The organism is Mesorhizobium sp. WSM4847 (genome assembly GCF_055811335.1).
This window is the reverse complement of sequence record NZ_JBVVPY010000007.1, coordinates 127,506-142,364: the sequence shown is the minus strand read 5'-3', so window position 1 is coordinate 142,364 and position 14,859 is coordinate 127,506. Positions and strand designations below refer to the sequence as shown.

The following is a 14,859-nucleotide window of genomic DNA, read 5'->3' as shown; positions in this document are numbered from 1 at the left end:
TTCCTAGATGATGAGCTTCAGCGCCGCTGCAGCGATGGCTTCGGGCGTGATGTCGAAATGCCGGTAGAGATCCGGGGCAGGGGCGCTGGCGCCGAAACCGGCCATGCCGACGAAAGCGCCGGTGTCGCCGGTCCAGCGGTCCCAGCCGAGCCGTGCTGCGGCTTCGACGGCGACGCGCGGCGCCGAGCCGAGGACAGCCTTGCGGGTGCCGGCATCCTGTTCCTCGAACAGCTCCCAGCACGGCATCGAGACGACGGCGGCGGCGATGCCGTGCTCGGTCTCCAGCCGTTCGGCGGCGGCAACGGCGATCTCGACTTCCGAGCCGGTGGCGATCAGCGTCACGGCGCGGTGCCCGGCTGGCTCGCGCAGGACGTAGGCGCCCTGGCTCGACCGGTTCTCGTCGATGTGTGGCTCGTCGCTGTGTGCCTTCTCGCTGTGTGCTTGGCGCAGCATCGGCAGGTTCTGGCGCGAGAGCACCAGCACGCTCGGCCGGTTCTTGCTCTTCAGCGCCAGTTCCCAGCACTCCGCCGTTTCGATTATGTCGGCCGGACGGAAGACGTTGAGGTTGGGCGTCGCCCGCAGCATCGCCAGGTGCTCGATCGGCTGATGGGTCGGGCCGTCCTCGCCGAGACCGATGGAATCATGGGTCATCACATAGATGACGCGCTGGCCCATCAGCGCCGACAGCCGCATCGCGCCGCGCGCATAGTCGGCGAAGCACAGGAAGGTGCCGCCATAAGGCACGAAGCCGCCATGCAGCGCGATGCCGTTCATGGCCGCGGCCATGCCATGCTCGCGGATGCCGTAGTGGATGTAGCGGCCGGCATAGGCACCAGGCGCTATGCGAGCCATGCCCTTGGTGATCGTCAGGTTCGAGTGCGTCAGATCGGCGGAGCCGCCGACGGTCAGCTCGGTTGCGGCGTTGATGGCGCCGAGCGCCATTTCGGAGGCTTTTCGCGTTGCGACCTTGGTCGCCTTCTCGACATGCTCCCTGCGGAAAGCGGCGAGCGCTTCGAAGACCGCGTCGGGCAGGATGCCGGCGACCGCACTCTCGAAGGGCTGACGCTGCGGCGAGGCGGCAAACCGCTGCTCCCAGGCGTGCCGCGCCGCTTGCCCGCGCTCGGCAATTTCGCGCCAGGCGAACAGGATGTCGTCCGGCACCTCGAACTGCGCGCAGGCCCAGCCGATGTTCTCGCGTGTCGCGGCGATCTCGGCATCGCCCAGCGGCGCGCCGTGCGTCTTTTCCGAGCCGCCCAGATTGGGCGCGCCCTTGCCGATCACCGTTCGGCAGGCGATCAGTGACGGCCGGTCCGACTGCTGCGCCGCTTCGATTGCCGCAGCGACGGCTTCCGTGTCGTGGCCGTCCACCGACTGCACATGCCATCCGGCGGCTTCGAACCGTGCCGGCTGGTCCATCGATGTCGACAGCGACGTCGGTCCGTCGATCGAGATCGCATTGTCGTCCCAGAAGACGATCAGCCGGGCGAGCTTCAGGTGACCGGCAAGGTCGATCGCCTCGTGGCTGATGCCTTCCTGCAGGCAGCCGTCGCCGGCGATCGCGTAGGTGAAATGATCGACGAGATCGGCGCCGTGGCGGGCAGCCAGCATGCGCTCGGCCAGCGCCATGCCGACGGCGGTCGAGATGCCTTGTCCGAGCGGACCGGTCGTCGTCTCGATGCCAAGCGCATGGCCATATTCGGGATGTCCGGCGGTGCGGCTGCCCAGCTGGCGAAACCGCTGCAATTGCTCGATCGGCATGTCTTCGTAGCCGAGCAGGTAGTGCAGCGCATATTGCAGCATCGAGCCGTGCCCGGCCGAAAGTACGAAGCGGTCGCGATCGGGCCAGTCGGGCATCGACGGATCGATGTTGATGAAGCGGCTGAACAGCACCGTCGCAACGTCGGCCATGCCCATCGGCATGCCCGGATGACCGGAATTGGCCTTTTGGACGCTGTCCATCGCCAGCGCGCGAATGGCGTTCGCCATGTCGCGCTCCGAGACGGCGGCGACGGGCTTCAGGGCTGCTGCTTGGCTGTTCATGGCGTCCTCCTCACGACACACGGTTCTTGCGTTCGATCAATTGCAGGATGAGCGGCGTCAGGATCAGCTGCATGGCAAGATCGAGCTTGTTGCCTGGCACCACTATGGAATTCGGCCGCGACATGAAGGAGTCGTGGATCATCGAAAGCAGGTAGGGGAAATCGATGCCGCGGGGATTGGCGAAGCGGATGACCAGCATCGATTCGTCGGGCGTCGGGATCCAGCGCGCGATGAACGGGTTGGACGTGTCGACGATCGGCACACGCTGGAAGTTGATGGCGGTCTGCGAGAATTGCGGGACGATGTAGCGGACATAGTCCGGCATGCGGCGCAGGATGACGTCCATCACCGCCTCGGTGGAATAGCCGCGGGTCGCCCGGTCGCGATGGATCTTCTGGATCCATTCGAGATTGATGACCGGCACCACGCCGATCCTGAGGTCGGCATGCCTGGCCAAGTCTATCTTGTCGGTGACGACGCAGCCATGCAGGCCCTCGTAGAAGAGCAGGTCGCTCGGCGGGAATTCGCGCCAATCGGTAAATTGCCCCGGCGGCGTGCCGTACTGCTTCTCCTCGTCCTCGTCATGGATGTAGGTGCGGGTCTTTCCGGTTCCGCGACGGCCATATTCCTCAAACACCTCTTCGAGGATTGCGAGCTCGTTGGCCTCGGCATGGAAGTGGGTGAAGTTCGGATTGCCGACCTTCTCCTCCTCGGCCACCTTGACCTTCATCGTGGCGCGGTCGTAGCGGTGAAAGGCATCGCCTTCGATGAAGGCGGCGTCGATGTTCTCACGCCGGAAGATCAGCTCGAAGATGCGCTTGACCGAGGTGGTGCCGGCGCCTGACGACCCGGTGATGGTGATGATGGGGTGCTTTGCCGACATAATGTTCAGGCCCTGAACAGGCCGCGGCGGCTGAACAGCGGCGCACGCTCGCCGATCGCGCTGGGCTCGGTGTGGTAGCGGGTGATGCGTGCGACTTCGCGCGCCGATCCGAATACCACGGGCACGCGCTGGTGCAGGCCCTCGGGCTCGATTTCGAGGATGCGGGTGATGGTGTCGGTGGCGGCGCCGCCTGCCTGTTCGATGAGATAGGCGATCGGGTTGGCCTCATAGACCAGGCGCAGCCGTCCCTGGCGGTAACCCTTGCGCTTGTCGCCTGGATACAGAAACACGCCGCCGCGCATCAGTATGCGGTAACAGTCGGCGACGAGGGAGGCGATCCAGCGCATGTTGAAGTCCTTTCCACGTGGGCCTTCAGTGCCTTCGAGGCAGTCGTCGATGTAGAGCCGCACCGCCTCGTCCCAATGCCGGTAGTTGGCGGCGTTGATGGCGAACTCCTGGGTACGCTGCGGGATGATCCGGCTCTCGTAGGCCTGGACGAAGGTGCCGAGCCTGGTCGAGAGAACGAAGACATGCGTGCCGCTGCCGAGCGACAGGACCAGCGCCAGCTGCGGCCCGTAGATGAAGAAACCGGCCCCCAGCTGCTTCACGCCCGGCTGCAAAAAAGAGGCGGCCGGATTTTCGTCCGGCGCGCCAGTTGCAGGGAGGAGCGAGAAGATCGTTCCGATCGAGACGTTGGTATCGATGTTGGAAGAGCCGTCGAGCGGGTCGATGGCGATGGCGAGAGGCGCCTGGCTGTCGAGCAGGACCGGCTGCTCCAGTTCCTCGGAGGCGTAGAGCGCGACCGGAGCGTGGCGCATGGCGTCGAGGAAGATGTCGTCGGCGAAGATGTCGAGATCCTTCTGGATGTCGCCGTCGGCATTGGCGCTGCGGGTCCCGGCAAAGGCGGTGCCGAGCACCCCCTGATTGATTGTGTTGCGGACCTTGGTGGCGGCCTGCGTCAGCTGACGGACGGTCGCGACGACGGCCGAACGCAGCTCGTCGGGCGGGCCGAGATAGGAATTCAGAAATGCGTCGAGCGTTGCCGCTGGCATCGTAACCTCCCGATCCAGCCGCAACTCCTCCGGCCGGATGGGGAATGAGAACAAACTGCCATGGATAAGTAAAATTCAATAACTTTACTTTCGTGCTAAAAAAAATTTAGTATGGCGCATGAGAAACCTCACGCTCAAGCAATTCAAGACCGTTCAGGCCATCATCAGCCATAGAAAAATCGTCAGCGCGGCCAAGGTGTTAGGCTTGTCTCCTCCAGCGGTGACGATCCAGTTGCGGCAGGTCGAGGAGGAGTTCCAACTGGCCTTGTTCGACCGGACGTCGGACGGCATGCGTCCGACTGCCGCAGGTCTGGCCTTCGTCGAGACGGCGCAGGCGATCGAGGAGCGGCTTCGCCTGCTCGAAGACAAGATGGATGCGATCAAGGGCGTGCGTATCGGCAGCTTGCGGCTCGGCGTCGTTTCCACCGCCAAATATTTCGCGCCGCGGCTGATGGCCGGCTTCATGAAGGAACATCCCGACATCGACATGCGGCTCGCCATCGGCAACCGCGCCGAAACCATCAACAGCCTGAAGAACCACGACATCGACATCGCGCTGATGGGACGCCCGGCGAGGGAAGTCCCGGTGCGTGCCTCGGTCTTCGGCGATCACCCGCTGGTCATCATCGCGCCGCCCGACCACCCGCTGGCGTCGGCGCGCGAGATATCCAAGGAGCGGATCGCCGAAGAGCATTTCCTCATCCGCGAGCCCGGCTCCGGCACGCGCATCTCGCTGGAAATATTCCTCAGCGACGTGCCCGGCCGCATCGACGATCTCGGCGTCGAGATGGGCTCGAACGAGACGATCAAGCAAGCGGTGATGGCCGGGCTCGGCATTGCCTTCATCTCTGCCCACACCATCGCCGCCGAAACCGAAGCCGGCCGGCTGGTCATCCTCGACGTCGTCGGCATACCGATCCGCCGGCAATGGTTCTCGGTGATGCGCAGCGATCACGCGATCTCGCCGGCGATGGCGACGTTCCACGATTTCCTGATGCGCAAGGGCGCGATGTACCTGCCCCTGTTCGGCAAGCTCTATCCGCACGAAGGACCGAACATTGGAGGTCGCGCCTGAATTGAGGGCGGAATGCGTCGCTGGCAGCCACCTGCCAGGGCGGCTAGTTCGATTTGCCGAGAGCTTTCAGGACAAAGCGAATCTGCGTGCGCAGGCCCGCTTCGGTGTCTTCGCCGTGTTGAACGCAGTGCTCGATCAGAATCGGGTGGAAGAACGGCGTGAACGCGGCGTTGACCGCACGCGCCGCTTCTGCCGGGTCCTCGACCTTGAGTTCGCCCGCCTCGGTCCCCTCGCGAATGATCGCCTCAAGGATTTCCAACATTCGCTCGACATGCGCCTTGATGACCGCCCGATTCTCGCGCAGGGCGGCGACGATCAAGTCGTGCATGCTTCTTTCCTTGATCAATTTCGTCTTGTTGTGCTGGTGAACGGCGGTCAGGAGCCGGTCGAGTTTCTCCAAGGCCGGCGCGTTGGTGCGTGCGATCGCAACGGCGATGTCCGCGACCTCGTTCACGACCTGCCTGCAGATGGATTCGTTGATTGCATCCCTGGAGGAAAAGAAACGGTAGACGTTCGCCCGGCTCATGCCGAGTTCGGAGGCGATGTCGGCTACCGACGTCTTCTGGTAGCCGATGCGGCGAAAATGCGCCTCTGCCACCTCCAGGATGCGAGCGCGCACCTCGTCGGGATCCGTTCGCGTTCCGACCGGGTGATTCATCGATGTCTCCAGAACTGATGATGATGGATCTGCCGGGCTCGCCCTGAACGATCATTTGCAAGCGGTAAGGTCGTGCGACTGGCCCTGCGTATGTTCAGGCAAAGCCAGCGGCGAAAACTTGGTCCGCCTGCTCGACAACAGGGCCCTATTCAGCAGCAATTGCTGTTTGCTTTTCCAATTCATTCGTCGAGCCGGATGGTTCCTCATGGACGTCGTCTGCTGTTGGCTTGATCCGGAACCATGCGGCATAGAGCGCGGGAAGGAAGAGCAGGATCAGCACCGTGCCGACCGCCGTGCCGCCGATCAGCGTATAGGCCATCGATCCCCAGAAGACGGAGTGCGTGAGCGGGATGAAGGCCAGCACGGCGGCCAGTGCCGTCAGGATCACGGGCCTGGTGCGTTGCACCGTCGCCTCGATGACGGCGTGATAGTCGTCAAGGCCGGCAGCTCGGTTCTCCTTGATCTGTTCGGTCAGGATCAGCGTGTTGCGCATCAGGATGCCGGCCAGTCCTATCATGCCCAGAATGGCGTTGAATCCGAAGGGCTGGTTGAAGGTGAGCAGCATCGGCACGACGCCAACGAGACCAAGCGGCGCCGTCAGCATCACCATGGCCATCGTCGAGAAGGATCGCACCTGCAGCATGATAACAATCAGCATGGCGGCGATCATTGCCGGAAAGACTTTGCCCAGTGCGGTGTTGGCCTTTTCAGCCTCCTCGATCGATCCCCCCAGTTCGATGCGATAGCCGGCCGGAAGGGATGCGATCAGCGGCTGAAGGGCCTTCGCGATCTCCTTGGAAACCTCTGGAGGCTGAGTCGCTTCGTTGATATCCGAGCGGATCGTGATGACAGGCGTGCGATCACGGCGCTTCATAATCGGCTCTTCCAGACGGATTTCCGAATGGCCGATCTGGTCGAGCGGAATCGGGCGACCGTCCCGGCTCATCAGTGAGAAATCCGCCAAACGTGTCGGATCCAGCCGCTCGCCGCCGGCGCTGCGTGCGACGATGGGGACGTTGCGGATGTCCTCGCGAACCTGCGTAACGGGGATGCCGGTGAGCAATAACTGGAGTTGCTGGCCCACCTCCGCCGGCGACAGGCCGATGAGGTTCAGTCGATCCTGATCCGGGACGAAGCGGAGCACGGGTGTGCGATTGCCCCAATCGCGGTTGGCCTGACGCACGTCCGGGACGCCCCGCATGATGTCGAGGGCCTTCTCGGATATGCTGTAGAGCTGCGCGGGATCAGGTCCGATAATCCGGAACTCGACCGGGAACGGCGTGTAGGGGCCGAACACGAGTTGCGTGACGCGGACATTGGCCTCGGGTGCAAGCCCCTCTGCCACCGCCTCGCGGAGGCGGTGCTTCAACACCTCACGCGCCTCGGCGTCCTGGGTCAGCACGACGATCTTGGCGAAGGCAGAATCAGGCAGTTCCGGCGCCATTGCGAAAAAGAAGCGGGGTGCGCCCTGACCGACATAGCTCGTGACGATCTTGGCCTCGGCTTGGTCGTCCAGCCAGCCTTCGAGCTTCTCGACCGTAGCGGTCGTCGTCTCGATGCTGGTGCCTTCAGGCAGGCGAACCTCCACCAGCACTTCGGGGCGGTCGGACGTCGGGAAGAACTGCTGTTTGAGAGAGCCCATGCCGACAACGGAAAGCACGAAGGCGATGCCAACGATACCGCTGATCATGAACTTGTGGCGCACGGCGAATGTGATGAGCCGCCGCAAGCGCCGATAATTGGGTGTGTCATAGATCGCGTGGTGACCGCCTTCGACCGGTTTGATCGCGGGCAGCATCTTGACGCCGAGGTAAGGTGTGAAGACCACCGCGACGATCCAGGAGACGATGAGGGCGAACCCTACGACCCAAAAGATGTTGCCGGCGTATTCGCCGGCCGTCGAGCGCGCGAAGCCCACCGGCAGGAAGCCGGCGATCGTCACGAGCGTTCCGGACAGCATCGGCGCCGCAGTGTGGCTCCACGCATAGCCCGCCGCCTTGATGCGGTCCATGCCTTCTTCCATCTTCACCACCATCACCTCGATGGCAATGATGGCGTCGTCCACGAGAAGACCGAGCGCCAGGATGAGGGCGCCGAGCGTGATGCGGTCGAAGAACCGGCCGGTCTCCAGCATGATGAGGAACACGACGGCAAGCGTCAGAGGGACGGCAGCCGCCACCACGATGCCGACGCGCCAGCCGAGGCTCAACAGGCTCACCAAGAGCACCACACCGAGCGCCATCGCAAACTTCATCATGAATTCGTCGACCGCAGAGGTGATGTTGACGGCCTGGTCGGTCACCTTGTCGAGCGTCATCCCGAGTGGCAGTGTCTGTGCGATGGCTGCTGTCCTGTCCTCCAGCGCCTTGCCGAGCGCGAGACCATCCCAGCCCTCCTGCATGACAGCCGCGAGCATGATGGTGGGCTCACCCTGACGTCGAATGAGGTAGGTGGGGGGATCTTCATAGCCGCGCCGGACTTCGGCGATATCTGAGAGCTTCAGCGTCCGCCCCGCAGCGGCAATCGGCGTGTCGGCGATCGCCTGAACGCTGTCATAAGCGCCGTCCACCCGGATGAAGACCCGCGGCCCCTGGGTGTCGATGGAGCCTGCCGGCGTGAGGCTGTTCTGCCGCTGCAAGGCGGCGACGATGTCCTGTGCCGACACGCCGAGGGTGGCCAGCTTGGCGTAGGAAAATTCGACGAATATCTGTTCGGGACGTTCACCAAGGATGTTGATCTTCTTGACGCCGGGCACGTGCAGGAGGTCTTGGCGGATCGCCTCGGCCTGTCTCGCCAACTCACGCATCGGCATGCCCTTGGCCTTCAGCGCGTAAAGGGCGAAGCTTACATCCGAATATTCGTCGTTGACGAAGGGCCCGAAGACGCCGGACGGCAGGTTGCGGGCTTCATCCCCGAGCTTCTTGCGAGCCTGGTAGAACTCCTCCTGCACGACAGATGGCGGTGTGCTGTCCTTCAGCGTGACCGTCATATACGCGTAACCCGGCCGAGTGGTCGTCTCGACCCGGTCGTACCAGGTCATCTCCTGAAGCCGCTTCTCCAACGGTTCGGCGACGAGGTCCTGCATCTCGCGCGCCGTTGCGCCCGGCCATGCCGTCGTGACCGTCAGGGTCTTGATGGTGAAGTTGGGGTCCTCCGCCCGCCCGAGCATGACGAAAGCGTAGGCGCCGGCGGCCACCAGCAGGAGGATGAAGAACAGGGTAACGGCGCGTTCGCGAACGGCGATCGCGGAAAGATTTAGGTTCATCATCAGTTGCCCCTGCTTTCGGACGCAGTCCTGACGCGAGTGCCCTCCTGCAGGAGATGGGCGCCGAGCGAAACAATCGGATTGCTGGAGTTCAGTCCGGAGACCACCGCGGTTTCGCTGGTCACACGAACAAGCTTGACGGGCTGAAACTTTACGGTCGAGGTGGCGCTGTCCAGGACCCAAACGCCTGTCTTCTCGCCGTCATCGAGCACGGCTCCCAGCGGCACCTGGACTTCCCGCTGGCGTGCCTGGCCTGCAAGCCGAATGGTTACCGTCGCGCCAAGCGGTGCTGCCGCGGCCTCACCGTCGAGCACATAACGGGCCTCATAGGTACGGGTCTGGGCATCGGCGGAGTTCGATAATTGCCGGAGATGTGCCGTATAACGACGCCCATCGCCGCCATACACGCTGGCCTCGGCCGCCGACCCAATCGCCGGCCGGATCGTTTCGGGAAGCGCGACCACCGCTTCGCGGGAGCCGGCCTTGGCGATCCGGGCCACTGTCTGGCCGGCGGAGACGACCTGCCCCGGCTCGCCAAGCGTTTCGACCACCGTTCCATCGGCGTCGGCCAGCAGGACCGCGTAGATCGCTTCGTTCTCGGCGACCCGTGCTTCGGCTTCGGCGGCGGCGAGTTGCGCCTCGGCCGTATCCACCGCGGCCTTCGCCTGCTCGTAGCGCTGTCGGGGGACCCATCCATCCCTAAGCAAACTGGCGTATCGCCGTTCATCCGGTTCCGTCTGAACGACTGTTGCGCGCGCTGCGGCAACGGCGTTGCGCTTCGCCGTGAGCGCGAGGCGAAGGTCGGTGTCGTCGATGCGCATCAGTGGCTGACCAGCTTTGACCTCCTGACCCACATCCACGAGCCGCTCCACGATTTTGCCGGGGACACGAAAGCCGAGATCGCTCTGCACCCTCGCCCCGACAATACCGGTAAAGCCGCGTTCGGATCCGGTCGCCGGCGCTGCCGTCACCAGTCTGACGATCGGCGGTTCCTGCCTCGGGTCGCCTACGGCGGAGGCTCCCTGCGTAGGAATGGCAAGTGTGGCAAATGCCGCCGCTCCTGACATCGCGATCAGCACGCCCCCCAGCACAACAGCGGGTCTCTTTTTCACGTTCGTCGCCTCTCAAGAAAGATTGGGTTTGACCTTTACATCGGCCCCACGGACGCGAGCCCAGCAGCACGCAGGCTGCCGTCTGCAAGGCGGGTCGGTGCATTGGCATCGGCGCGCATGTCGGTCTCTGACGATACCGTCACCTCCTCGCCGGACCGCGAGAACGCGTAGAGCGGGCCGCGGTGGCCCGGTATCGAAAAGGCCACGGAGTCGCCGTCGGCGAGGCCCATGACGACGCGCTGCGGATCGCCGCCGATCTTTGGCGCGAAGGTGGCGGTGACCTCCAGGCGGTCGCCCTCGACCGGGACGTAATAGACGACCATGTCGAGGTGTCCCTCGTGCAGGCTGCCGGCTTCGATCGGGCGTCCTATGGTGGCTTCCTCGGCAAACGCCGGGGCGGCAAGAAACAGCGCGGCCAGAACCGAGGCGCTCAGGGTTTTGCGTATCATCTCGTATCTCCTTCTTTTTAGATTTCGTTCGAACTCTATAACTGAGTTAGATTACGAATGCAATCTAAAAAATGAAAATTTATGATGCATGTGAGTCGCATGGCGCATCGGGCAGACAGAATGGAGGGCTGCCCGATTGACGCGCTCGGTTCGGATGCCGCCGGGCAGGGCGCCGACGTGAGGCATCATTCGAGGCCGGGGATCAGGGAATACTCTGGGATGCTCGATAGCTGGGTTGGCGAGGGCAGGGCAAGGAGCCCAGCAGCAAGGCTATTCTCTCGACAATGGCCGGCGCGGTGCTCCTCTCGCGACCGTCAACGACGAGCGCCTGTCGAAGCGGTTCCCGCAAGCGGCCGCCGAGCGCGCGCTGATGGGGTCGGCATGGCCATGGGCTAGCGTACCCGCGGTTACGCTGCGGGCCGCTGACTGCGCTTATGCTAGCCTACAATTGGTTCGGCAACAGCCTCTTCGAGGCCAGTTGCCGCCTGGGCGGCAAGACCGCGGGCCGCTGCTTGTGAATCGTAGAATTCCGCAAGTGCATAGACCATGCCCCACCGCAGGGTGAATACGTGGAGACCACTGTTGATGTAGGATGCGTCGCCGTTGAGCAGCGTCGCGGTGCCGTCCCACTGGGCAAATACGGTGGTATGCCACGGCCAGCCCTTCACCCAGACGTGGTTGACCGTGAGATGGAGATTGGGCAGGACGCGGCCGAGGCGCTCAAACCAGCGGCGCACGGCTTCCTTGTCGTGGCGCTCACCACCAAGCGCGTGGGCGCCGGAAACGCGGTGATGGACATGCGGCACGAGTGCTTTCACCGCCTCATCCCAGCGATGGTTGTTGACGTGGTCGAAGCTCTGCCGGATCGATTTCTCGACGATATAACTGTATAGCATTTGAGTTCTCCTCCAAATTTGTTCGACGCCTGATCGAGGGCAGCGTGCGCAGCCGAATTGGATTGCGTTCGTACGCTATACCTGTTATAGATGTCGAACGCAAGCTAAATAAGGAGGTCGACATGCGTGTGAGTCGCATTCAGGCGGCGGAAAACCGCAAAACAGTGATCAATGTGGCAAGCCGGCTTTTTCGGGAGCGCGGCTTTGACGGCATCGGCCTTAAGGACCTGATGCAGGCTGCCGGGCTGACCCAGGGCGCGTTCTACAAGCAGTTCGCCTCCAAGGACGATCTGGCGGTGCAGGCGTCGAGGCGGGCGATGGAGAGCGCCACGCTGCGGTGGTCGGCCGCGACTGCGGCAAAATCCGAGGATCCGCTTGGCGCGGTGATCGCATTCTACCTCAGTATGGACCATCGCGGAGAAAAGATGGACGGCTGCCCGATTGTCGCGCTCGGTTCGGATGCCGCCAGACAGGGCAGCGACGTGAAAGCGTCGTTCGAAGCCGGGATCAAGGAGCATCTCGAAATCCTCAGCCGTTTCATCGCCGAGGCCAATGGTGAGAAGCCCGATAGGAAGGCTATGGCCATCCTCTCGACAATGGTCGGTGCGCTGACGCTATCGCGCGTCGTCAACGACCCTGGCCTCGCCCAGGCCTTCCTGGACGCGGCGACCGAACAGGTTCGCGAATCAGCCGCCGCTTGAACGGCGTGCGCAGCGCTGGCGGCGCAGCCAAATCGATAGGAAAATAGATGCGACGGATTGTTGTTACAGGCATGGGAGCGGTCACGCCCCTTGCTGCCGATGTCGAAGTGTCGTGGTCGCGGCTGCTGGCCGGTCGCTCGGGCATCCGCAGGCTTCCGGACGCTATGGTGGCAGACCTGCCGGCCAAGATCGGCGGGGTGGTTCCCTCGCCGGAAGACGATCCGGAGGCTGGTTTCGATCCGAATACCGTCCTGGCTGCGAAGGACCAGCGCAAGGTAGACCGGTTCATCATCTTCGGGCTCGCCGCTGCGCAAGAGGCCCTCGCGCAAGCAGGATGGACGCCTGTCTCGGAAGCGGATCGCCTGCGCACGGCCACGATCATCGCCTCCGGCATCGGCGGGTTCCCCGCCATAACCGAGGCGGTGCGCACGGTCGACCAGCGCGGCGTCCGCCGCCTGTCGCCGTTTACGGTGCCGTCCTTCCTGGTGAACCTTGCGGCGGGCCACATCTCGATCCGCCATGGCTTCAGGGGGCCGCTCGGCGCACCGGTGACGGCGTGCGCGGCCGGCATCCAGGCGATCGGCGATGCGGCTCGCCTCATCCGCGCCAACGAAGCCGATATCGCCGTGTGCGGCGGAACCGAAGCCTGCATGAACATCGTCAGTCTCGGTGGGTTTGCTGCCGCACGCTCTCTTTCAACCGGCTTCAACTGGGCGCCGGCTCAGGCGTCACGGCCTTTCGACGTGTCGCGGGACGGCTTCGTCATGGGCGAAGGAGCCGGCGTGCTGGTCATCGAGGCGTTGAGCCACGCGCTGGCGCGCGGCGCGAAACCGCTCGCCGAGCTCGTCGGCTACGGCACGACGGCGGATGCGCATCACGTCACCTCCGGTCCCGAGGATGGCGACGGGGCGCGCCGAGCCATGCAGGTCGCGATTGCCCAAGCCGGCATTTCGACGCGTGAGGTTCGCCACCTCAATGCGCACGCGACCTCCACGCCGATCGGTGATCTCGGGGAAATCGCGGCGATCAAAACACTCTTCGGCGCAGATTCCACCATCGCCGTCAGCGCAACGAAATCCGCGACCGGGCACCTGCTCGGAGCCGCCGGCGGGCTTGGAGCCATCTTCGCAATTTTGGCGCTCAGGGATCAGGTGGCGCCGCCAACCCTCAATCTGGGCGCGCCGGATCCAGCCGGCGACGGCATCGACTTCGTCGCAAACGAAGCCCGCCCGATGGCAATGGACTACGCGATCTCAAACGGCTTCGGCTTTGGCGGCGTCAACGCCAGCGCGCTGTTCCGGCGCTGGACGGACGAACTCGCCGGTGCGAACGCCAGAGGCGCTCATAGCTGACGCCTCCGACCTTTCGTGCTTCTCCCACGCCAATCCAAAATCAGTCCAACCCAAAGAAAGAAATGATTTCCATGAACAAGACCAATCCTGGCGTCGCCCTAGTGACGGGGGCGTCCTCCGGCATCGGGCGCGCGACGGCCATAGCTTTGCAAAGCGCCGGTTTTCGCGTGTTCGGCACCAGCCGTCGCGCAGCCGCCAAAAACTCCGACGGCCTGACCATGCTGGTCTGTGACGTGACCGATGACGCGTCGGTGGCGAAACTGGTCGATGACGTGCTGGCCGAGACCGGGCGCATCGACCTGCTCGTCAACAATGCCGGCATGGGTCTGTTTGGTGGCGCGGAAGAGTCCTCAATGGTCCAGGCTCAGGCACTGTTCGATGTGAACGTCTTCGGCGTGCTCCGCGTGACCAACGCGGTCCTGCCGATAATGCGCCGTCAAGGTAAGGGTAGAATCGTCAATCTGAGTTCGGTGCAGGGATTCATCCCAGCTCCCTATTTCGCGCTTTATGCGTCGACCAAACATGCCATCGAAGGCTATTCCGAATCGCTCGACCATGAACTGCGCCCGTTCGGGATCCGCGTTGCATTGGTCGAACCCGCTTATACCCGCACGTCCTTTGAAGATAATCTCGCCAGGCCGGACCAGTTGCTTGATATCTATGACGCTGCGCGCGCTGGCATGAACGCAGTCGTGCGGAAAGCAATGGAAAAAGGCGATTCGCCCGAATTGGTCGCCAAGACCGTTTTGGCGGCTGCGACCGATCCCGTTCCGAAGAGGCGCTATGCTGCGGGAAAAATGGCCCGCCAGGTCAGTCTCCTGCGCCGTTTCGTCCCCGCATCCGCATTCGACAAGAGCCTGCGCAAGCAGAACGGGCTGCCGGTCTGACGACATCGAAGACACTCCGTGAAATCGGAATCATCGGCCCTGGAAACGTCGGCGCCGCATTGGCGCAGCGCAACCTGAAGCAATTGCCTAGAACGCCCCGGCGGTTGTTGGTGTTAGATAAGCGATATGTTATATTGCAGTGCGAAAGAGTGGGGGCCACGTCCTTTCACACCCGTAAGCGATCTGTATGTGCGACCCCTGCAGTCTTGTCGGTATCTCGGAAACCTCCCGGGCATGGGGTTCGGGAATTCGATGGGGGTAATGGGGCAATGCTTTATACGCTGGTTATGATGGTCTGCCTGACGGATGTGCCGCAGACCTGTGAACAACGCGAGCAGATGGTGGACGGCCTGGCGATGAACCCAGGGACCGCCTTCATGCAGGCGCAGCCGCTGGTCGCCCAGTGGATCGAGACGCATCCCGGTTACTTCGTGCAGCGCTGGCGCGTGCTGCCCGGCCGGGGAACGTGAGATCCGCTGCGGAGATAGA

At 63.4% G+C, this 14,859-nt stretch carries 13 protein-coding genes; 5 read left to right on the top strand and 8 right to left on the bottom strand.

Features of this window, described 5'->3' with window-relative positions:
• Positions 1-3: 3 nt before the first annotated feature.
• Genes tkt through AC0L28_RS12460 form a run of 3 tightly spaced genes read right to left on the bottom strand, consistent with a single transcriptional unit; the run spans position 4 to position 3,975 of the window.
• Positions 4-2,040, bottom strand: coding sequence for a transketolase (gene tkt, locus AC0L28_RS12470; RefSeq protein WP_473477680.1), 2,037 nt, complete (start codon positions 2,038-2,040; stop codon positions 4-6).
• A 10-nt stretch (positions 2,041-2,050) separates the two neighbouring features.
• On the bottom strand, positions 2,051-2,923 hold the full coding sequence (locus AC0L28_RS12465; RefSeq protein ID WP_473477677.1) for a phosphoribulokinase: 873 nt from the start codon (positions 2,921-2,923) through the stop codon (positions 2,051-2,053).
• A gap of 5 nt (positions 2,924-2,928) precedes the next feature.
• Positions 2,929-3,975, bottom strand: coding sequence for a class 1 fructose-bisphosphatase (locus tag AC0L28_RS12460; protein ID WP_023797695.1), 1,047 nt, complete (start codon positions 3,973-3,975; stop codon positions 2,929-2,931).
• Between the two features lie 118 nt (positions 3,976-4,093).
• Here AC0L28_RS12460 and AC0L28_RS12455 point away from each other — a divergent pair, with 118 nt between their 5' ends.
• Complete coding sequence (locus AC0L28_RS12455) at positions 4,094-5,050, top strand: LysR family transcriptional regulator (protein ID WP_473477675.1); 957 nt, start codon at positions 4,094-4,096, stop codon at positions 5,048-5,050.
• A gap of 43 nt (positions 5,051-5,093) precedes the next feature.
• Here AC0L28_RS12455 and AC0L28_RS12450 read toward each other — a convergent pair whose 3' ends face one another.
• The 5 genes from AC0L28_RS12450 to AC0L28_RS12430 all read right to left on the bottom strand — a co-directional run bounded on the left by AC0L28_RS12450 (position 5,094) and on the right by AC0L28_RS12430 (position 11,430).
• A complete protein-coding gene (locus AC0L28_RS12450; protein WP_473477673.1) occupies positions 5,094-5,708 on the bottom strand; it encodes a TetR/AcrR family transcriptional regulator in 615 nt (204 codons plus the stop codon).
• A 145-nt stretch (positions 5,709-5,853) separates the two neighbouring features.
• Entirely contained in the window at positions 5,854-8,973 is a 3,120-nt protein-coding gene (locus AC0L28_RS12445; RefSeq protein ID WP_473477929.1) for an efflux RND transporter permease subunit, read from the bottom strand.
• A 2-nt stretch (positions 8,974-8,975) separates the two neighbouring features.
• Positions 8,976-10,085 (bottom strand): efflux RND transporter periplasmic adaptor subunit, encoded by a 1,110-nt coding sequence (locus tag AC0L28_RS12440; RefSeq protein ID WP_473477671.1) that lies wholly within the window; start codon positions 10,083-10,085, stop codon positions 8,976-8,978.
• A gap of 35 nt (positions 10,086-10,120) precedes the next feature.
• Positions 10,121-10,534 (bottom strand): hypothetical protein, encoded by a 414-nt coding sequence (locus AC0L28_RS12435; RefSeq protein WP_287342087.1) that lies wholly within the window; start codon positions 10,532-10,534, stop codon positions 10,121-10,123.
• Between the two features lie 437 nt (positions 10,535-10,971).
• Entirely contained in the window at positions 10,972-11,430 is a 459-nt protein-coding gene (locus AC0L28_RS12430) for a nuclear transport factor 2 family protein (RefSeq protein WP_473477669.1), read from the bottom strand.
• Positions 11,431-11,552: 122 nt separating this feature from the next.
• Here AC0L28_RS12430 and AC0L28_RS12425 point away from each other — a divergent pair, with 122 nt between their 5' ends.
• From AC0L28_RS12425 to AC0L28_RS12410, 4 genes are all read left to right on the top strand, one after another.
• A complete protein-coding gene (locus AC0L28_RS12425) occupies positions 11,553-12,131 on the top strand; it encodes a TetR/AcrR family transcriptional regulator (RefSeq protein ID WP_473477667.1) in 579 nt (192 codons plus the stop codon).
• Between the two features lie 47 nt (positions 12,132-12,178).
• A complete protein-coding gene (fabF, locus tag AC0L28_RS12420; protein ID WP_473477665.1) occupies positions 12,179-13,483 on the top strand; it encodes a beta-ketoacyl-ACP synthase II in 1,305 nt (434 codons plus the stop codon).
• Between the two features lie 71 nt (positions 13,484-13,554).
• The gene (locus tag AC0L28_RS12415; protein ID WP_473477662.1) at positions 13,555-14,370 is read left to right on the top strand and encodes an oxidoreductase; all 816 of its coding nucleotides are present in this window, start codon (positions 13,555-13,557) and stop codon (positions 14,368-14,370) included.
• 269 nt (positions 14,371-14,639) lie between these two features.
• On the top strand, positions 14,640-14,840 hold the full coding sequence (locus tag AC0L28_RS12410) for a hypothetical protein (RefSeq protein WP_023797709.1): 201 nt from the start codon (positions 14,640-14,642) through the stop codon (positions 14,838-14,840).
• The last annotated feature ends 19 nt before the right edge of the window (positions 14,841-14,859 follow it).